Source organism: Aminobacter sp. MDW-2 (genome assembly GCF_014250155.1).
GTDB lineage: Bacteria > Pseudomonadota > Alphaproteobacteria > Rhizobiales > Rhizobiaceae > Aminobacter > Aminobacter ciceronei.
Genome location: NZ_CP060197.1, coordinates 936,128 through 953,065, shown reverse-complemented (window position 1 = coordinate 953,065; position 16,938 = coordinate 936,128). Strand labels below are relative to the sequence as shown.

23 protein-coding genes are annotated in these 16,938 nt (G+C 63.5%); 12 read left to right on the top strand and 11 right to left on the bottom strand.

Annotated elements, in window-relative coordinates:
- Positions 1–69: 69 nt before the first annotated feature.
- Entirely contained in the window at positions 70–564 is a 495-nt protein-coding gene (gene secB, locus H5P29_RS04625) for a protein-export chaperone SecB (protein ID WP_067955790.1), read from the bottom strand.
- Positions 565–675: 111 nt separating this feature from the next.
- Positions 676–1,149, bottom strand: coding sequence for an FxsA family protein (locus H5P29_RS04620; RefSeq protein ID WP_067965892.1), 474 nt, complete (start codon positions 1,147–1,149; stop codon positions 676–678).
- Positions 1,150–1,365: 216 nt separating this feature from the next.
- On the opposite strand from H5P29_RS04620, the gene H5P29_RS04615 reads away from it, so the two are divergent.
- Genes H5P29_RS04615 through H5P29_RS04600 form a run of 4 tightly spaced genes read left to right on the top strand, consistent with a single transcriptional unit; the run spans position 1,366 to position 4,121 of the window.
- Complete coding sequence (locus H5P29_RS04615; protein WP_067955788.1) at positions 1,366–2,076, top strand: Tim44/TimA family putative adaptor protein; 711 nt, start codon at positions 1,366–1,368, stop codon at positions 2,074–2,076.
- Positions 2,077–2,098: 22 nt separating this feature from the next.
- Positions 2,099–3,205 carry a murein transglycosylase A gene (locus H5P29_RS04610; protein ID WP_067955787.1) on the top strand — a complete coding sequence of 369 codons (1,107 nt, stop codon included), beginning with the start codon at positions 2,099–2,101 and terminating at the stop codon, positions 3,203–3,205.
- Complete coding sequence (locus H5P29_RS04605; protein ID WP_067955785.1) at positions 3,202–3,750, top strand: Smr/MutS family protein; 549 nt, start codon at positions 3,202–3,204, stop codon at positions 3,748–3,750. Before H5P29_RS04610 ends, H5P29_RS04605 begins: the two co-directional genes overlap by 4 nt.
- A complete protein-coding gene (locus H5P29_RS04600) occupies positions 3,747–4,121 on the top strand; it encodes a helix-turn-helix domain-containing protein (RefSeq protein WP_154385282.1) in 375 nt (124 codons plus the stop codon). The genes H5P29_RS04605 and H5P29_RS04600 overlap by 4 nt, the downstream gene beginning before the upstream one ends.
- A gap of 6 nt (positions 4,122–4,127) precedes the next feature.
- Here the strand turns inward: H5P29_RS04600 and H5P29_RS04595 are convergent, their stop codons facing one another.
- The 6 genes from H5P29_RS04595 to hslV form a co-directional block, all read right to left on the bottom strand.
- Positions 4,128–5,087, bottom strand: a complete 960-nt coding sequence (locus H5P29_RS04595) for a DUF1402 family protein (RefSeq protein WP_067955781.1) — start codon at positions 5,085–5,087, stop codon at positions 4,128–4,130.
- A gap of 173 nt (positions 5,088–5,260) precedes the next feature.
- Complete coding sequence (gene hslU, locus H5P29_RS04590; RefSeq protein ID WP_067955779.1) at positions 5,261–6,568, bottom strand: ATP-dependent protease ATPase subunit HslU; 1,308 nt, start codon at positions 6,566–6,568, stop codon at positions 5,261–5,263.
- Positions 6,569–6,597: 29 nt separating this feature from the next.
- On the bottom strand, positions 6,598–7,659 hold the full coding sequence (locus tag H5P29_RS04585; protein WP_154385281.1) for a hypothetical protein: 1,062 nt from the start codon (positions 7,657–7,659) through the stop codon (positions 6,598–6,600).
- Entirely contained in the window at positions 7,656–8,162 is a 507-nt protein-coding gene (locus H5P29_RS04580; protein WP_154385280.1) for a GNAT family N-acetyltransferase, read from the bottom strand. The genes H5P29_RS04585 and H5P29_RS04580 overlap by 4 nt, the downstream gene beginning before the upstream one ends.
- Before the next feature lie 9 nt (positions 8,163–8,171).
- Entirely contained in the window at positions 8,172–9,281 is a 1,110-nt protein-coding gene (locus H5P29_RS04575) for a glycosyltransferase (protein ID WP_154385279.1), read from the bottom strand.
- Positions 9,278–9,826, bottom strand: a complete 549-nt coding sequence (gene hslV / locus H5P29_RS04570; RefSeq protein ID WP_067955773.1) for an ATP-dependent protease subunit HslV — start codon at positions 9,824–9,826, stop codon at positions 9,278–9,280. The genes H5P29_RS04575 and hslV overlap by 4 nt, the downstream gene beginning before the upstream one ends.
- A 192-nt stretch (positions 9,827–10,018) precedes the next feature.
- On the opposite strand from hslV, the gene hisB reads away from it, so the two are divergent.
- From hisB to coaA, 8 genes are all read left to right on the top strand, one after another.
- Positions 10,019–10,618 carry an imidazoleglycerol-phosphate dehydratase HisB gene (gene hisB / locus H5P29_RS04565; RefSeq protein WP_067955771.1) on the top strand — a complete coding sequence of 200 codons (600 nt, stop codon included), beginning with the start codon at positions 10,019–10,021 and terminating at the stop codon, positions 10,616–10,618.
- Positions 10,619–10,620: 2 nt separating this feature from the next.
- On the top strand, positions 10,621–11,103 hold the full coding sequence (locus H5P29_RS04560; RefSeq protein WP_067955769.1) for a DUF2628 domain-containing protein: 483 nt from the start codon (positions 10,621–10,623) through the stop codon (positions 11,101–11,103).
- 1 nt (position 11,104) lies between these two features.
- Positions 11,105–11,755, top strand: coding sequence for an imidazole glycerol phosphate synthase subunit HisH (gene hisH, locus H5P29_RS04555; protein WP_067955767.1), 651 nt, complete (start codon positions 11,105–11,107; stop codon positions 11,753–11,755).
- Positions 11,752–12,045, top strand: coding sequence for a DUF1330 domain-containing protein (locus H5P29_RS04550; RefSeq protein WP_067955765.1), 294 nt, complete (start codon positions 11,752–11,754; stop codon positions 12,043–12,045). Before hisH ends, H5P29_RS04550 begins: the two co-directional genes overlap by 4 nt.
- A gap of 2 nt (positions 12,046–12,047) precedes the next feature.
- Complete coding sequence (gene hisA, locus H5P29_RS04545) at positions 12,048–12,812, top strand: 1-(5-phosphoribosyl)-5-[(5-phosphoribosylamino)methylideneamino]imidazole-4-carboxamide isomerase (RefSeq protein WP_154385278.1); 765 nt, start codon at positions 12,048–12,050, stop codon at positions 12,810–12,812.
- Positions 12,809–13,594, top strand: a complete 786-nt coding sequence (hisF, locus tag H5P29_RS04540; RefSeq protein ID WP_154385277.1) for an imidazole glycerol phosphate synthase subunit HisF — start codon at positions 12,809–12,811, stop codon at positions 13,592–13,594. The genes hisA and hisF overlap by 4 nt, the downstream gene beginning before the upstream one ends.
- 121 nt (positions 13,595–13,715) lie before the next feature.
- The gene (locus H5P29_RS04535; RefSeq protein ID WP_067965889.1) at positions 13,716–14,042 is read left to right on the top strand and encodes a phosphoribosyl-ATP diphosphatase; all 327 of its coding nucleotides are present in this window, start codon (positions 13,716–13,718) and stop codon (positions 14,040–14,042) included.
- A 29-nt stretch (positions 14,043–14,071) separates the two neighbouring features.
- A complete protein-coding gene (gene coaA / locus H5P29_RS04530) occupies positions 14,072–15,034 on the top strand; it encodes a type I pantothenate kinase (RefSeq protein ID WP_067965886.1) in 963 nt (320 codons plus the stop codon).
- Between the two features lie 12 nt (positions 15,035–15,046).
- On the opposite strand, the gene H5P29_RS04525 is transcribed toward coaA, so the two are convergent.
- From H5P29_RS04525 to arfB, 3 genes are all read right to left on the bottom strand, one after another.
- Positions 15,047–15,670, bottom strand: a complete 624-nt coding sequence (locus H5P29_RS04525; protein WP_182576154.1) for an alpha-ketoglutarate-dependent dioxygenase AlkB — start codon at positions 15,668–15,670, stop codon at positions 15,047–15,049.
- Positions 15,671–15,769: 99 nt separating this feature from the next.
- A complete protein-coding gene (gene lysM, locus H5P29_RS04520) occupies positions 15,770–16,285 on the bottom strand; it encodes a peptidoglycan-binding protein LysM (RefSeq protein ID WP_067955760.1) in 516 nt (171 codons plus the stop codon).
- A 140-nt stretch (positions 16,286–16,425) separates the two neighbouring features.
- Positions 16,426–16,863: an alternative ribosome rescue aminoacyl-tRNA hydrolase ArfB gene (gene arfB / locus H5P29_RS04515; protein WP_154385275.1), complete on the bottom strand. Its 438-nt coding sequence runs from the start codon at positions 16,861–16,863 to the stop codon at positions 16,426–16,428.
- Positions 16,864–16,938: the final 75 nt, after the last annotated feature.

The following is a 16,938-nucleotide window of genomic DNA, read 5'->3' as shown; positions in this document are numbered from 1 at the left end:
CGTCCAACTTTACGGGGTCAGTTCATCACCGCCGGGCTTTTGATTGATGACGCTTGAAGGCGTGGGGTCTTAGCTGACCTTGACCTTGGAAGCGGCCTGTTCCTCGGCGATCTTCTGCTGGAACATCTGGGCGAAATCGATCGGGTCGAGCATCAGCGGCGGGAAGCCGCCGTTGCGGGTCGCTTCGGCGATGATCTGACGAGCGAACGGGAACAGCAGGCGCGGGCACTCGATGAAGAGCAGCGGCAGCATGTGCTCCTGCGGAAAGCCGTCGATGCGGAACACGCCGCCATAGACCAACTCGACGTTGAACAGCACGTCCTTGTCGAAGGCAGCCTTCGCACTCAACGTCAGGTTGACGTCGAACTGCTTGTCCGTCATCGGGTTGGCGTTGACGTTGACGTTGATGTTGATGCCAGGAGCCTTGTCGCGGCCGCGCAGCGAATTCGGAGCGCCGGGGCTTTCAAAGGAAAGATCCTTCACATACTGCGCCAGCACATTGAGTGTGGGCTGCTGTGCATTACCGTTGCCGTTGGCGCCTTCCGGCGCTTCATTCGTGGCCATTAGCCCATGTCCTCTTGGCTTGGCCGCGATGCGGCCCGGATTGGAATCCGCGGTTCGCTAGCATGCTCGGCATGCCAAGACAAGGTTTTGCCGGCGTCGGAAGCTCGCCGACTACTCGTCGCGGATGGAGCGCCACGGCGAATTCGGGTCCGGCTGGCGTGTGAAGTCGTCCTCGTCGAGGTCGATGGTCTTGCCTCCTGCCGGGCCGCCGCGGCGCGCAAAGCCGCCGAAATCGGTGCTGAAACGCACCCGCTTGCTCAGAAAGCGCCAAGCCAGCGCCCGCACCGGCGGCAGGAACAGCAGGATGCCGATGATGTCGCTGATGAAGCCTGGGATCAAAAGCAGGATGCCGGCCAGAACGATCATCGCGCCATTGGCCAGTTCCTTGGACGGATCGCGGCCGGCGTCCATCTCCTTGCGGATCCGGGTCATGACGCCGAAACCCTGGACGCGCAGCAGGATCGAGCCGACGATGCCGCTGAGCAGGATCAGGCCGATGGTCGCAAGCACGCCGATTTCGCTGCCGACCACCACAAAGCCGGCAATCTCGAGCAAAGGCAGGGCAAGGAGCAGGAGGGGCAGCATGAAGAGCGTCGATCCGTCCGGTTTGAGTTGACGTGACAGCCAGATGCGGTCACAGGCATAGTGCATACATCTTTAGATAGGGTGCTGCGCCTTTAATTTGAATGATCGGCGCATGCGTTCTATATGCAAGGGCTACGGGCGCGGCACAGATGCGGCGCCGGCGAATGGCACATAAGCTGGCTTCGGCCGCGAACAAGGGACGGATCGGCGGAAGATATGGAATTCTTCGATTTCGGCACGATTTTCTTTCTGATCGCAGCGGTGGTGATCTTTTTCCAGCTGCGCAACGTGCTTGGACGCCGTACGGGCAATGAACGTCCGCCCTTCGATCCCTACACCGCGGCCCGCAGCAAGCCGCAGGACGCCAATGGCAAGCCGGAGAACGTCGTGTCGCTGCCACAGCGCAAGCGCGCTCCGGGCGAGGCAGCCGACGAGGCCTATGTCGCCATCGACGCGTTTGCCAAGCCGGGCACCGAGCTGAACAAGGGCCTGCGTGCCATCAAGGACGCCGACGCCTCCTTCGAACCCAAGGGCTTCGTCGACGGCGCCAAGATGGCTTACGAGATGATCGTCATGGCCTATGCCGATGGCGACCGCAAAACGCTCAAGAATCTTCTGTCGCGTGAAGTCTTCGACGGCTTCGTCGCCGCCATCGCCGACCGCGAGGGCCGTTCGGAGAAGATCCAGTCCTCCTTCGTCGGCATCGACAAGGCCGACATCGTGTCGGCTGAAATGAAGGGTGGTGAGGCTCATGTCACGCTGCGCATCGTCTCGGAGTTGATTTCGGCGACCCGCGACAAGGCCGGCGAGGTCATCGACGGCGATCCGGAGACAGTGGCCGAGGTCAAGGACGTCTGGACCTTTGCCCGCGACACCCGCTCGCGTGACCCGAACTGGAAGCTCGTCGCGACCGAGGAAGAAGACTGATCGCGCGCGGCGGGCGAAGCCCGTGCTGCTCTCGCCCGCATTCACCCAGGTCGGCTTTGGCGACCTGCCCGCCTGGTATGATGATGACCAGCTGGCCGCCTTCGAGGCTTTTCGCCGTTCTGCCTTCCACGTCCTGACCAAAGCCTACCGCAGCGGCGCCCTCGGCGTCGCCTCCGACGCTTTTGGCCCCGCTTACGCGGAGGCCCGCGAAAGACCGGCCGTCAATCGCGCTGACGCCCGCGCTTTCTTCGAGCGCCACTTCCAGCCTGCCCTCGTCGCACCCGAAGGTCGCGACCATGGCCTCGTCACCGGCTTTTACGAACCAGACGTCGAGGCGTCTCCTGTTCGCACCGACACGTTTGCCGTGCCGCTTTTGTCGCGCCCGGCTGATCTTGTCGATGTCGAGGACACCAATCGCCCCGTCGGCATGGACCCTTATCTTGCTTTCGCCAGGCAGACCCCGGACGGGCTGATCGAGTATTTCGACCGCCCAACGATCGAACAGGGTGCGCTCGCCGGCCAGGGCCTGGAGATCGCCTGGGTCGCCGATCCGGTCGATGCGTTCTTTATCCACGTCCAGGGTGCCGCCCGGCTGAACATGCCCGATGGGTCGCTGCGTCGTGTGACCTATGCCGCGAAATCCGGCCAGCGGTTCACCGGTCCGGGCGGAATTCTCGCCAGGATCGGCGAAATACCGCTTGAGAAGGTGACGATGCAGTCGATCCGGGCCTGGTTCAAGGCCAATCCTGACCGCGTCGACGAGATCCTTTGGCAGAACCGGTCCTACATCTTCTTCCGGCACGCCGAAGTCGAGAACGCCGCACTTGGCCCGGTCGCCGCGGCGAAAGTCCCCTTGACGCCTGGCCGGTCAGTCGCCGTCGACCGTCTGCTGCACACCTTCGGCACGCCGTTTTACATCGCCGCTCCCGGCCTGACTGCCTTCGGTGGCAAGCCATTTGCCCGACTGATGATTGCCCAGGATACCGGCTCGGCCATCACCGGCCCGGCGCGCGGTGACCTGTTTGCCGGTTCCGGCTTCGACGCGGGCGAGATCGCCGGCGTGGTCCGCAACGACGCCGATTTCTTTGCGCTTCTGCCGAAATCCCTGCTCGCCGTGGGCCAGCGATGAGCACGCGTCGGGATCGTAAGCTCAGCGACGAGGAGCGTGTGCTGTGGAACGTCATCGCCCGCACCGCCTCGCCGCTCAAGGGCAAAAGAGCGGTTGAAATCCCCGAGGTTGCCAAGGTCGAGGCGCCGAAGGCCGAGCCCATGCCGGTAAAAATCGCCGCCGAGCAGTCTGCGCCGGCGCCAGCGAAGGCGCCGAAACGGCAGTATGTCGCCCATTCGCTCGACGTTCCGACACGCGACAAGCTTTCCAAGGGCCGCCTGCCGATCGAGGGCCGGGTCGACCTCCACGGCATGACCCAGGACGAGGCCTATTCGCTGCTCTATGCCTTCCTGAGCCGGGCGCATGCCGGCGGCCTGCGCTATGTTCTGGTCATCACCGGCAAGGGCAATTCGAAGGGCGGCGACGGCGTGCTGAAGCGCATGGTACCGGCCTGGCTCGACACCGCGCCGTTCCGAATGCTGATTTCGAGCCAGGACCATGCCGAGCGCCACCATGGCGGCTCCGGCGCGCTCTACATCAGGATCAGGCGGAGGCTCGGTGCATGACGCCGCTCGGCGAACGCATCCGCGAACTCCGGCGCGAACGCGGCGTCAGCCAGAAGGACATGGCCGCCAGCATCGGCGTCAGCGCCGCCTATCTCTCGGCGCTCGAGCACGGCCATCGTGGTGTGCCGACCTGGCCGATGATCCAGAAGATCATCGGCTACTTCAACGTCATCTGGGATGATGCCGAGGAATTGCAGAAGCTGGCAGAGGGCTCGCATCCACGGGTGGTAGTCGACACGGCGGGATTGTCACCGGCAGCAACCGAGCTTGCCAACCTGATGGCCGAAGCGATCGACGAACTGAATGATGTCGAACTGGCGGCACTGAATGCGCAGGTCCGCGAGGCGATCGCGCGCAAGAAACGCAGATAGTTTTTCCTAGAACAGCGCCTGCAGCTCGCTGAGGCGGTCGTTGACCAGCCAGCCGTAATAGTTTTCTTCGGGCAGCTTCGCCGGTTCGCCTGCGGCCTGGCGTCGCTCATTTTCGGCTTTCAGCGCGTAGGCGCGGGCCTCAGGACTGCCGACATTGTAGAGCGTCGCCGTCAGCCCCGGATTCTGCGAAATGTCGAAGCCGGCGATGTTCCTGTAGGCGTCGATCGACGTCTTCAGCGTCGCGGCGACGTAAGGCAGCGTCAAGTCGGGATCCATGATCGTCTTGTAGACGGCATTCGGATCTTTCTCGTCGAGCCTGGGCAGGCCGGATACAGTGTGGACCTCGTCGCTCATCTGCAGTGCGGTCAGCGGGTTGAGCTGGCCGATGCCGAAAGTCTGGCCGGCATAGAAGGGCTGGAAGAATGTGGCGCTGAAGCGGTCATTGGGGAAGCTGGTGCCGCCGACCGTCTTGCCGCGGAAATGCTGGTTCCAGACGCGCTCGCGGCATTCCCACAATTCGTAGCTGCCGGACTTGCCGGCGCAGTCGGCGAATTCCGGCCGTTTGATGAAGTCGGAGATGTCCTCGCCTTCATAGGCGAAGCGCAGCTTGCTGGAGAGATAGGAGACCGCCTTGACGTAATAGGTCTGCAGCCGGTCATAGGCGTCGACATTGTAGGTATGCTCGCCGACGATGGCGCCGACGATATGCATCGGGTCGATGCCGTAAGCCCGCGCCACGGTCTTGATCTTGCCGCGCAAATCGGCGTCGTTCTGCAGCAGCGCATAGACCTTGCGGTATTTGGCGTCGAAGGTGGTCTTGCCGGCCTTGGTGCGCTTGGACGAGGCACCCGGCACATCGGGCTGTTCGGCATGCACGTTGCCGGCCGCGACGACGGTCGCCGCTGATGCTTGCGGAACGGCGAAGGCCGCCGCCAGGAGAAATGCCGAGAAGAATACGCGCTTCATGTGCTGCTGTTTGCCCAAGCTTTGTCAGGGCAAACTAGGAAATGCCCTCGGCTTAGTCGAGAATATTGTCTCCGGTGTCAGGCGAAAGCTGGCCGGCTGGAACCATTCGGCCACATCTACCGCAGCTGCCGCAAGGAATGGCCGGCCCGTTTGGCGCGCCGGCCGAACCAGGCCTAGAGGATGAAGCGCGACAGGTCGGTGTTCCTCGAGAGGTCGCCGACATGCTTCTGCACATAGGCGCCGTCGATCTTCACTGTCGTGCCGTTACGATCCGGCGCGTCGTAGGAGATCTCGTCGAGCACGCGCTCCATCACCGTCTGCAGGCGCCGGGCGCCGATGTTCTCGACGCTGGCGTTGAGATCGACGGCGATGCCGGCGAGCGCATCGATGGCGTCGTCGGTGAACTCGAGGTTGACGCCTTCGGTCTGCATCAAGGCGATATACTGCTTGATCAGGCTGGCTTCCGTCTCCGTCAGGATGCGGCGGAAGTCGTCCTTCTCCAGCGCACGGAGCTCGACGCGGATCGGCAGGCGGCCTTGCAGTTCCGGCAGAAGGTCCGACGGCTTGGAGACGTGGAAGGCACCCGAAGCGATGAACAGGATGTGGTCGGTCTTCACCTGGCCGTACTTGGTCGCAACCGTCGTGCCTTCGACGAGCGGCAGCAGATCCCGCTGCACGCCTTCACGTGACGGACCGCCATGGACGTCACCGCGTGCGATCTTGTCGATTTCGTCGAGGAACACGATACCTTCGTTCTCGGTCACTTCGAGCGCCCGGCGAACCACCTCGTCCTGGTCGAGCAGCTTGTCGGACTCGTCGCCGATCAGAAGCGCGTAGGATTCCTTGACGGTGATCTTGCGCGACTTGGTGCGCTGGCCGCCCATCGCCTTCTGCAGCATGTCATTGATGTTGAGCACGCCGACATTGCCGCCGGGCATGCCGGGGATGTCGAAGCTCGGCATGCCGCCGGTGCCGGTGTCGGCGACCTGGACCTCGATTTCCTTGTCGTCGAGTTCGCCATCGCGCAGTTTCTTGCGGAACGAGTCGCGGGTGGCGGGGCTCGCCGTCTTGCCGACGAGGGCCTCGAGCACGCGTTCCTCGGCGTTGACGTGGGCGCGCGCCTTGACGTCCTCACGCATCTTTTCGCGCACCAGGCCGATGGCAATTTCGACCAGGTCGCGGATGATCTGCTCGACGTCGCGGCCGACATAGCCGACCTCGGTGAACTTGGTCGCCTCGACCTTGACGAAGGGCGCACCTGCCAGCTTGGCCAGACGGCGCGAGATCTCGGTCTTACCGACGCCGGTAGGTCCGATCATCAGGATGTTCTTGGGCATGACCTCTTCGCGCATCTGGCCTTCCAGCTGCTGGCGGCGCCAGCGGTTGCGCAGGGCAATCGCCACGGCGCGCTTGGCGTCCTTCTGGCCGATGATGAAGCGGTCGAGTTCGGAAACGATCTCACGGGGGGAGAATGTGGACATGTCGATACTCTCGAATACTCAGTTGGGGCTTATGTATGGGCTGGAAGGCGGTGCGCAAGGGCGCCGGGCAGCAGTGACAGAATGGCCCGCCGCAACGCATGCCAGCCGGCGCTGAGCAGCAGCACCAGCGCGCCGAGCACCAGCATCGTCAACGGCACGACGCTGTCCGACAGCCCTGCCTTCACGACCAGCGCGCCGAAGGCAAAGCCGGCATAAGACAGGCCGGAAACAAGAATGGCGCGCCTGTCGACGACGAGCGCGACCAACGCCAGTCCGACGAAGATCGCAAGGATGCTCCAGGCCGAGACGACGTCGGAACCGCCGTCGCCAACCAGCCCGCTGATCAGCGGGTGTACGATCAGCGGTGCGGCCAGCATGTGCAGCCAGAACGCGATATCGGTACGACGTGTCTGGCGCTGCGGGTCGCTCAGGTCGAAGCGCATGGCAAGCGTGAACACAGCGAGCCCGCAAGCCAGCAGCAACGGCTTGGCCGCTTGTTCGGCGAAATCGGGAACGATCATGAAAAGAACCCCGACGGCCGAGGCGACAAGGGAGGCTACGCCGGCTGCGATCGTCACCGGCACCCGGAAACGCCGGTAGTGCAATGCGGTTGCCACAGCGGTCACAAGCCCGGCGATGACGATCGGCAGGCCGCCATGGTTGCCGAGCCCTAGTCCGAAGCCGAGGCTCGGGTTGAAGGCTTCGGCGACTGTGAAAAACACCGCCCCGGCATAGACAAGAAGCAACACGATGCTGGGCAGCGCCATGCGCTGCCGGCGGGTGAAGTATTCGGCCAGAAGCCAGCTCGCCACGGCGATGACGGCGAACATGCCGGCATTGCCAACTGCGTCGCCGGAGAAGTAGCCGAGTGCGCCGAGGAAAAGTCCGAGGCCAATGGTCACGAAGATGTCGGAGAAGCCGCTGATGAAGCGGAACTTCTCGTCGTCATGCGGTTCCGCCTCCCTCACCTGTGCCTTAGCCTGTTCCAGCTCGCGCAGGCCTTGCGCCTGTTCGGCCGTCACCAATCCGCTGTCGACCGCTGTTCGCAGTACACCTGGCGATATGGCGAGCATTTCCTGCGCACTGCTCATGCGTCGAAATCCTCCTCGTCGGCATCGCGCGCCATCATCAGCGCCGGACCATATTCAGAGGTCCGCGTGTCGAACGCCACAAAGCCGGCCTTCTCATAGGCCCGGATCGCCCGCTTGTTGTCGGGGTGCGGGTCGATGATAACGCGTGGCACGCCTTCCTCGAACAGTTCCTCGACGAACTGGGCGAGGATCGCCGAGCCATGGCCCTTGCCGACCAGTCCCGGCACGCCGATCGTCAGGTCGACGCCGAGCGTGCCAAAGGGCTGGTCCTGGTAAGGATGGTCGTCCTCCATGTGCGGATCGTAGCTCTGGAGGTAGCCGATCGGCTTGCCGTCCAGCTCAATGATCAGCGGTTCGACCGAGATGCTGTCGATGTGCTCCTTGATCAGAGCGATCTCGGTCTCGGGATCGTCCCACCACTCGGCGACATGCGGCTCGGCGAGCCACTCGGCGAGGATATCAAGGTCATCCAGCTCGACGGATCGGAATGTGTAGGACGTCATACAAACCCCTTACTTCAATGCATTCGTCTGATGGAGAAGCATCCAGGCAATAAAACTTGCTTGCACTGCCTGCAGGACTACAAGCGCGACAAGCCCGTATTTCAAACGCCGCTCGCGCCTGCGACGCTTCCTGCCGTCGGCAAAATCCATGTCGTCCTGAAGGAATTTTGCGGTGTCCGGCCCCATCCACGAGGCGATGTTAGCTTCGGCCGTGGCCAGGCGTGCCCGCCAATCACGCACCAGCGCGACATGCTCGACGGGCGTCAGCCGCTCTGTCCAGAGCTCGTCGAGTGGGGCGAGCACCGGGTCGCGCGGCGAAACGGGAGCGGGTACCCAGGGCTTCGAGGGCGTGTAGTGCACGATCCTGATCGCCTGGTCCTGGGCCTGCGCGCGCACGAGCGCATGGGCTCGCAGGAAGTTGAGCCCCTGCGGCAGCTGCCGCCAGTTGGGAAAGAAGGCGTTGAGGATGCCTTGGTCGCCGTCCCCCACCGAAAGCTCCGGCAGCCGTTGAAAGAGCCCGCGACTGATTTCGGCGGATGGCGTGAAGGCGAAGACACCCGCGTTGAAGGCGGGTGTCTTGTAGTTGATGAAGAGATCGGGCACCGCTGCGAAGCCCTCACCGTCGAAGAGATCGTCGATGGGCTGAAGCACGAGGCAATCTGCGTCGATGAAGGCGACGCGCGCAGGCCGGGTCAGCGAAAAGACCCATAGCTTGCTGAGCGTCACCGCGAGATGCTGCGCATCGGCAGGGAAGGCGTGGCCGAGGCGCACCAATGGGGGCACCTCAAGGAATGCCACGTCGTCGGCCTCGACATCGGGTACGAGATCACCCTGCGTAAGGACAAGAATGGGGACGTCGCTGACCGTCCGCAGCGAGCGAACAAGCGCGGACAGGCCCATTGCGAAGTCCGGCGTAGCCAGCGTCACGAACAGCCTGTCGTAGCCGCAGCTGGCGAGCCACCCGGCGACGACCGCATCGATCGCTTGCCCAACCCGCTCGCATGCCGAGAAGTTACGGTCGTCGACCGGCGCAAGATCGAACCGGTCAGGTAGTCGCAGTGCCCTGCGCTGCGGAGGCAGGGTCGCGCCCGCGGAGCAGGTTGCGGCGCCCGTGCTCATGCCGCGTCGAGCGTCTCAACCACGAAACTGTGGTTGGTGTAGACGCAGATGTCGGCGGCGATCTGCATCGCCTTGCGGGCGATCTCCTCGGCGTCCTTGTCGGTGTCCATCAGCGCACGCGCCGCGGCGAGCGCGTAATTGCCGCCCGAGCCGATGGCCATCACGCCGAATTCCGGTTCCAGCACGTCGCCGGTACCGGTCAGCGCCAGCGACACGTTCTTGTCGGCCACCAGCATCATCGCTTCGAGGCGGCGCAGATAGCGGTCGGTGCGCCAGTCCTTGGCCAGTTCCACGCAGGCGCGGGTCAGCTGGTCAGGATATTGCTCGAGCTTGGCTTCAAGCCTTTCGAGAAGCGTAAAGGCATCGGCGGTGGCGCCGGCAAATCCAGCGATCACATTGCCCTTGCCGAGACGGCGGACCTTGCGGGCGTTGCCCTTCATGATGGTCTGGCCGAGGCTGACCTGACCGTCGCCGGCGATGACAACCTTGTTGCCCTTGCGCACGGTCACGATCGTCGTGGCGTGCATGCTCTGTTCATTGGACATATGTTGCTCCGATGGCGCGCGGCCCCTGTTTGGCGGCTTGCGCGTTACGAGTGGAAGTTGGCGTCTTATGTATGACGCGGCGCAAGGATTGCAAATCGTCACGCCGCATCACGAAATGCCCTTTCGCGGCGATTGGCAACCGGCCGAACATGCTGTTATTAGCATCTCGTTTTTGAGGACAAGGATCCGCCAATGGCCCCCCGTTCCGCCGAAGTCAGCCGCAAGACCAAGGAAACCGAGATTTCGGTTTCGGTCCATGTCGACGGCACCGGCCGTTCGGAGATGGCAACCGGCGTCGGCTTCTTCGACCATATGCTCGACCAGCTCTCCAGGCATTCGCTTATCGACATGAAGGTCTCAGCCAAGGGCGACCTGCATATCGACGATCACCACACCGTCGAGGATTGTGGCATCGCCATCGGTCAGGCGCTGTCCAAGGCGCTCGGTGACCGCCGCGGCATCATGCGCTATGCCTCGATCGACCTTGCCATGGACGAGACGCTGACGCGCGCCGCCATCGACGTGTCGGGCCGCCCGTTCCTGGTCTGGAACGTCAATTTCTCGGCGCCCAAGATCGGAACCTTCGACACCGAGCTGGTGCGCGAATTCTTCCAGGCGCTGGCTCAGAACGCCGGCATCACACTGCACGTCACCAACCATTACGGCGCCAACAACCATCACATCGCCGAAACCTGCTTCAAGGCCGTGGCGCGCGCGCTGCGCATGGCCCTTGAAAGCGATCCGCGCCAGCCTGACGCAGTACCCTCGACCAAGGGCAGCCTGAAGGGATAGCCATGGCCATCCATGTCGTCATGGAGCCGCCTGCCTCGGCAGGAAAAACCGCTTCGGAAGGCGCCGTCTTCGTCCGTGACGGCTTCTATTTCTTCGGATTCATCGCCCCGCTGTTGTGGATGCTGTGGCATCGGCTCTGGGTGCTGGCGGCGCTGACCTTCGCGGTCACGCTTGCACTGGGTGCCGTCGGCGAATGGACCGAGCTGATCGCAGCCGTGCCGCTGCTGTCGCTGCTCATCTCGCTCTATGTCGGCCTCGAAGGCGGTGCGCTCAGGGTCGCCGCCCTTCGCCGCGCCGGTTGGCATCAGTGGGGCGTGATCGAGGCCGACACCATCGAGGACGCCGAGATACGCTACCTCTATGCGGCCGACGACGACGCTGATGAAACCCAGCCGACGCCCGTTACCATCGCCCCCGCCGCGTCGCCGCGCCCACAGCCATCGGGTGCGGCGCTCGGCCTCCTGCACTATCCCGGAAGACACTGACATGCGCGTCGCCATCATCGACTACGGTTCGGGCAATCTCCGCTCGGCAACCAAGGCCTTCGAACGCGCCGCCCGCGAGGCCGGCATTACGGCTGAGATCGAACTGACCGCCGATGCCGATCGCGTGCGTTCGGCCGACCGCATCGTGCTTCCCGGTGTCGGCGCCTATGCCGATTGTGCCCGGGGCCTGCGCGCCGTCGACGGCATGTGGGAAGCGGTCGAGGAGGTCGCCATCCGCAAGGCGCATCCCTTCCTCGGCATCTGCGTCGGCATGCAGCTGATGTCGGAGCGCGGGCTCGAAAAGACCGTCACCGAGGGCTTCGGCTGGATATCAGGCGACGTGAAGGAGATCACGCCGACTGATCCGACGCTGAAGATTCCGCAGATCGGCTGGAACACGATTCACGTGAAACACGACCACCCGGTGTTCAAGGACATCGCCACCGGGCCGCAAGGGCTGCACGCCTATTTCGTGCACTCCTACCATCTCGACGCCAGCAAGGAGAAAGAAGTGCTGGCCACCGCCGATTATGGCGGCCGGGTTACCGCGGCGGTTGCGCGCGACAATCTTGTCGGCACCCAGTTTCATCCCGAAAAGAGCCAGGCGCTTGGCCTCGGCCTGATTGCCAATTTCTTGAGGTGGAAGCCATGACGACCAAGAAGGCCTACTGGATGGCGATGATCGAGATCACCGACCCCGAGGCCTATCCGGCCTACATCGCCGCAAACCTTGCGGCGATCGCCCCCTATGGCGCCAAGCTTCTGGTGCGCGGCGGCCAGTACGACCAGCCCGAAGGCCCGACCGGCAACCGCCATGTCCTGGTCGAGTTCGAATCCTACGAGCGGGCGATCGCCTGCTACCACTCACCCGCATACCAGGAGGTGGTGAAGCTTCGCCACGCCGCCTCCGTCGGCAAGTTCGTCATCGTCGAAGGCGTCTGAGCATGATCCTTTTCCCCGCCATCGACCTCAAGGATGGCCAGTGCGTGCGCCTCAAGCTCGGCGACATGGACCAGGCCACCGTCTACAACGACGATCCCGGCGCCCAGGCAAAAGCCTTCGAGGACCAGGGTTTCGAGTGGCTGCACGTCGTCGACCTCAACGGCGCCTTCGCCGGTGAGAGCGTCAACGGTTCGGCCGTCGAGGCGATCCTCAAGGCCACGAAGAACCCGGTGCAGCTCGGTGGCGGCATCCGTTCGCTCGCCCATATCGAGAGCTGGTTGGACAAGGGCCTCGCCCGTGTCATCCTCGGCACCGTTGCCGTGCGCGACCCCGAGCTGGTCAAGGAAGCCTGCAAAAAGTTCCCCGGCAAGGTTGCCGTCGGCATCGACGCCAAGGGCGGCAAGGTTGCCGTCGAGGGCTGGGCCGAAGCTTCAAGCCTCGGTGTCGTCGAGCTGGCGAAGAAGTTCGAGGGCGCCGGCGTCGCCGCCCTCATCTACACCGACATCGACCGTGACGGCGTTTTGGCCGGCATCAACTGGGATTCGACCATCGACCTCGCCGAGGCGGTCTCGATCCCGGTCATCGCCTCGGGCGGTCTCGCCTCGCTGGCCGATATCGTCCGCATGACCATGCCCGACGCGAAAAAGCTCGAAGGTGCCATCTCCGGCCGCGCGCTGTATGACGGCCGCATCGACCCGGCCCAGGCGCTGGCCACTCTGCGCGGCACGCTCAAGCCCGAGCCGGGCCTTTTCGAGGAACGGAAATGACCCTTAAAGCTCGCGTTATTCCGTGTCTGGACGTGAAAGACGGCCGCGTCGTCAAGGGCGTCAACTTCGTCGACCTGATCGATGCCGGTGATCCGGTCGAGGCTGCCAAGGCCTATGACGCCGCCGGCGCCGACGAACTCTGTTTCCTCGATATTACCGCCTCATCCGACAACCGCGAGACCATCTTCGATGTCATCGCCCGCACTGCCGAGCAGTGCTTCATGCCGCTGACCGTCGGCGGCGGCGTGCGCCAGGTTGCCGACATCCGCAAGCTGCTGCTCGCCGGCGCCGACAAGGTGTCGATCAACACGGCGGCTGTGAAGAACCCGTCCTTTGTCGCCGAGGCCGCCGACAAGTTCGGCAACCAGTGCATTGTCGTCGCCATCGACGCCAAGAAGGTGTCCGAGGCTGACGAAGCCGACCGTTGGGAGATCTTCACCCATGGCGGCCGCGAGCGTACCGGCATCGACGCCGTCGAGTTTGCCCGTAAGGTCGTGGATCTTGGCGCCGGTGAGATCCTGCTCACCTCGATGGACCGCGACGGCACCAAGATCGGTTATGACATTGCGCTGACCCGCGCGGTGGCGGATGCGGTGCGTGCGCCGGTCATCGCCTCGGGCGGCGTCGGCAACCTTGACCACATGGTCGCGGGCATCCGCGATGGCCACGCCACGGCGGTGCTGGCCGCTTCGATCTTCCATTTCGGCACCTACACCATTGCCGAGGCCAAGGCGCACATGGCAAAAGCGGGCTTGCCGATGCGGCTGGACCCCATTGGCTGACTGGCATGATCCCGAAAAGTGGGGACTGGTTTTCGGAAAAGATCATGCGACAACAAAATGATAGAACATGTTCCGGCTCGGCTCTTCGGAATGGAACATGTTCTGGACTGCCGAGGCCACAATGACCGGATTTTCCCTTTCCGACCTGGAAGAGATCGTCGCCGAGCGTGCCCGCTCGGGCGATGCCAGTTCCTGGACCGCCAAGCTCTACCAGTCGGGCATGGAGCGAGCGGCCAAGAAGCTGGGCGAGGAGGCGGTTGAAACAGTCATCGCCGCGGTCAAGGGCGACGCCGCCGGGCTCGTTTCGGAAAGTGCCGATCTCCTTTATCATTGGCTCGTCGTGCTGGCCGTCGCCGGCATTCCGATGGCTGAGGTGATGGCCGAACTGGAGCGGCGCACCTCGCAGTCCGGAATTGCCGAAAAGGCCTCGCGCAAGAACGAAGGCTGACCTTGGTCGGCCGCCGCAGGGAACAGTCGATGGATCAACTCGCACCGACGGACAAATACTCCCCCTACTGGTTCTTCTCCGCCGAGCATTGGGCGGGTTTCGGCGTCGACATGTCGATGACACTGACCGCCGACGAGGTCAGGCGGCTGAGCTCCATGTACGAGCCGATCGACCTCGACGAGGTCAGGCGCATCTATCTGTCACTGTCGCGCCTGCTCTCGGCCCATGTCGAGACCAGCCAGCAGCTCTTCCGCCAACGCCAGCGCTTCTTCAACTCGGAGAAGAAGGGCACCAAGACGCCCTTCATCATCGGCATGGCCGGCTCGGTCGCCGTCGGCAAGTCGACGACGGCACGTATCCTGAAAGAGCTGCTCACCCGTTGGCCGTCGAGTCCGAAGGTCGACCTGGTGACGACGGACGGCTTCCTTCATCCCAACGAGGTGCTGCGCCGCGACAATCTGATGGAGCGCAAGGGTTTTCCCGACAGTTACGATGTCGGCGCTCTGTTGCGTTTCCTCTCGGCCATCAAGTCGGGGCAGCCCAATGTCCGCGCGCCGGTCTATTCGCACCTGACCTATGACGTCATGCCCGGTGAGTTCGTCACCGTCGATCGGCCCGACATCCTGATCTTCGAGGGCATCAACGTGCTGCAGCCGCGCGAACTGCCCAAGGATGGCAAGTTCGTGCCCTTCGTCTCCGATTTCTTCGATTTCTCTATCTATATCGACGCCGACGAACAGATCATCCACGAGTGGTACATCGAACGCTTCATGCGCCTGCGCGAGACGGCTTTCCGCAATCCGCAGTCCTTCTTCCATCGTTATTCGCAGCTGTCGGAAGATGCCGCACGTGCCATCGCCGAAGGGCTCTGGGCCAACATCAACCTGAAGAACCTGCGCGAAAACATCCTGCCGACGCGTCCGCGCGCCGACCTGATCCTCAAGAAGGGTGCCGGCCATCTGGTTGAGGAAGTGGCGATCCGCAAGCTCTGAGAGTTCGGCCGCTTACGCCGCAGCCGGCTTGGTCACGCGTCTTAGCGTCAGGTTGATACGGCCACCCTGCTTCAGCAGGGCCGAGGTCATCGGATAGATGCGGTCGACGCCGTGGAAGGCCAACCGCCCCTCCCCGCCCAGCACCACCACGTCACCGCTCTCGAGCCGGAACGACACCGTTCGGTCGTCGCGCCTGACACCGCCGACGCGGAACAGGCAAGCGTCACCCAAAGATACAGAGACGACAGGCGCTTCGAATTCGCGCTCGTCACGATCCTGGTGCAGCCCCATCTTGGCCGCGTCGGTGTAGAAATTGACGAGGCAGGCTTCCGGCGGATGCGGGTAGCCCGAAACCTCGCGCCACAGCGCAAGCAAGGCCTCGGGGATCGGCGGCCATGCTTCGCCCGTCACCGGGTGTTCCGGCTGGTAGCGATAGCCGCGCTCCTTGTCGGTGACCCAGCCGAGCGAACCACAATTGGTCATGCGCACGCTCATTTCCTTGCCGGTCCTGGGCATGGCGGGCGTGTAGAGCGGTGCGGCCTTCACCACCTCACGGATGCTTTCGACCAGTCCTTCCTGCACCTCGCGGGTGAGAAAGCCTGGCATGTGGCGGACGCCTTTGGGCAATACGAGCACGTCAAAGCTGCCTTGTTCGATCTGGCCGTCCAGGATGCCAGCTGAAACGCAAAACGGCGACCCGAAAGCCGCCGTTCGCATGAACCGAGTGTCTTCGGCTCAGGCCGTCGCGATATCGGGGATACGCAGTACCTGGCCGGGATAGATCTTGTCGGGGTGCGTCAGCATCGGCTTGTTGGCCTCGAAGATGACGGTGTATTTCGACGCCTTGCCCTTGCCGTACTGGGCTTCGGCGATCTTCGACAGGTTGTCGCCCTTCTTGACGGTGTAGAACACCGGCGCCTTGGCAGGCGTGGATGCCTTGACCAGCTCCGTCATGTCGACAGTGCCGTCGAGCTTGAGGCCGGAGTCGGGCGCAACGACCTTGAGCTCGTCTGCCTGCACCTTGGAAACGCCAAGCGTGTTGCCGACGGCGATGACCGCTTTTTCGAAGATCGACTGGTCCTTGACCACGCCGGTCAGCACGGCGGTGTCGCCCTTGACCACGACCTGCACGTTGTCGGTGCCGAGCTTGTGCGAATCGAGCTCTTTCTTCAGCGTATCGGCGCTCGGCGCCTCGTCATCCCCGAAACCAAGCTTCTTGCCGACATTCTTGACGAAATCGAACATGCCCATTCGTGGTCTCCCTTGCTGTGGCAGTCGCCGAAACTTGGCATCTGCGGGAGCAAATTGGAAGCGGCAACCGAAGGCTGTGTCCCAGGGCAATCCCGAGGACGTGCGAAACGCCCTGCCGTCGGCCGTCGGGCTAAAGAGGCCTAGTCGCCGTCGACCCGCCCGCGCAACTTCTTGACTGTCGAGCGGCCGGACTTGGTCTTCAGCCTGCGCTCGACCGAACCCTTTGTCGGCTTGGTCTTCTTGCGCGGCGGCGGTGGCGGCTCGGCCGCCTTGGCGACAAGCGCCGTCAGCCTGGCGCGCGCATCGGCGCGGTTCTGTTCCTGCGTCCGATAGCGCCCGGCTTCGATGACGATGACGCCGTCCTTGGTCGCCTTCTGCCCGGCGAGCTTGATGATCCGTTCGCGCACGCGCTCGGGCAGCCCCGGTGCGTTGGCGGCGTCGAAGCGCAGCTGCACGGCTGTCGCCACCTTATTGACGTTCTGGCCACCCGGCCCCGAGGAGCGGATGAAGTTCTCCTCGAGGTCGTCGGGATGGATGACCACGTCATTGGCGATGAAAATCTTGGCGTCGGCGCTCATGCGTGAAGTCATGCCGTGCCTTTGCGCAAAAGAAAAGGCCCGGCACTTGGCCGGGCCTTTCGATGTTTGTTCAGC

Coding starts and splice junctions, on each gene's coding strand:
- lysM (WP_067955760.1), bottom strand. CDS start 16,285: ATGGGCATGTTCGATTTCGTCAAGAATGTCGGCAAGAAGCTTGGTTTC.
- H5P29_RS04580 (WP_154385280.1), bottom strand. CDS start 8,162: ATGACGTCCTACACATTCCGATCCGTCGAGCTGGATGACCTTGATATC.
- H5P29_RS04595 (WP_067955781.1), bottom strand. CDS start 5,087: ATGAAGCGCGTATTCTTCTCGGCATTTCTCCTGGCGGCGGCCTTCGCC.
- H5P29_RS04605 (WP_067955785.1), top strand. CDS start 3,202: ATGAGCACGCGTCGGGATCGTAAGCTCAGCGACGAGGAGCGTGTGCTG.
- hisF (WP_154385277.1), top strand. CDS start 12,809: ATGACCCTTAAAGCTCGCGTTATTCCGTGTCTGGACGTGAAAGACGGC.
- arfB (WP_154385275.1), bottom strand. CDS start 16,863: ATGAGCGCCGACGCCAAGATTTTCATCGCCAATGACGTGGTCATCCAT.
- H5P29_RS04550 (WP_067955765.1), top strand. CDS start 11,752: ATGACGACCAAGAAGGCCTACTGGATGGCGATGATCGAGATCACCGAC.
- H5P29_RS04560 (WP_067955769.1), top strand. CDS start 10,621: ATGGCCATCCATGTCGTCATGGAGCCGCCTGCCTCGGCAGGAAAAACC.
- H5P29_RS04535 (WP_067965889.1), top strand. CDS start 13,716: ATGACCGGATTTTCCCTTTCCGACCTGGAAGAGATCGTCGCCGAGCGT.
- H5P29_RS04615 (WP_067955788.1), top strand. CDS start 1,366: ATGGAATTCTTCGATTTCGGCACGATTTTCTTTCTGATCGCAGCGGTG.
- hisH (WP_067955767.1), top strand. CDS start 11,105: ATGCGCGTCGCCATCATCGACTACGGTTCGGGCAATCTCCGCTCGGCA.
- H5P29_RS04620 (WP_067965892.1), bottom strand. CDS start 1,149: ATGCTGCCCCTCCTGCTCCTTGCCCTGCCTTTGCTCGAGATTGCCGGC.
- hisB (WP_067955771.1), top strand. CDS start 10,019: ATGGCCCCCCGTTCCGCCGAAGTCAGCCGCAAGACCAAGGAAACCGAG.
- H5P29_RS04585 (WP_154385281.1), bottom strand. CDS start 7,659: ATGAGCAGTGCGCAGGAAATGCTCGCCATATCGCCAGGTGTACTGCGA.
- coaA (WP_067965886.1), top strand. CDS start 14,072: ATGGATCAACTCGCACCGACGGACAAATACTCCCCCTACTGGTTCTTC.
- hslU (WP_067955779.1), bottom strand. CDS start 6,568: ATGTCCACATTCTCCCCCCGTGAGATCGTTTCCGAACTCGACCGCTTC.
- hslV (WP_067955773.1), bottom strand. CDS start 9,826: ATGTCCAATGAACAGAGCATGCACGCCACGACGATCGTGACCGTGCGC.
- H5P29_RS04600 (WP_154385282.1), top strand. CDS start 3,747: ATGACGCCGCTCGGCGAACGCATCCGCGAACTCCGGCGCGAACGCGGC.
- H5P29_RS04575 (WP_154385279.1), bottom strand. CDS start 9,281: ATGAGCACGGGCGCCGCAACCTGCTCCGCGGGCGCGACCCTGCCTCCG.
- secB (WP_067955790.1), bottom strand. CDS start 564: ATGGCCACGAATGAAGCGCCGGAAGGCGCCAACGGCAACGGTAATGCA.
- hisA (WP_154385278.1), top strand. CDS start 12,048: ATGATCCTTTTCCCCGCCATCGACCTCAAGGATGGCCAGTGCGTGCGC.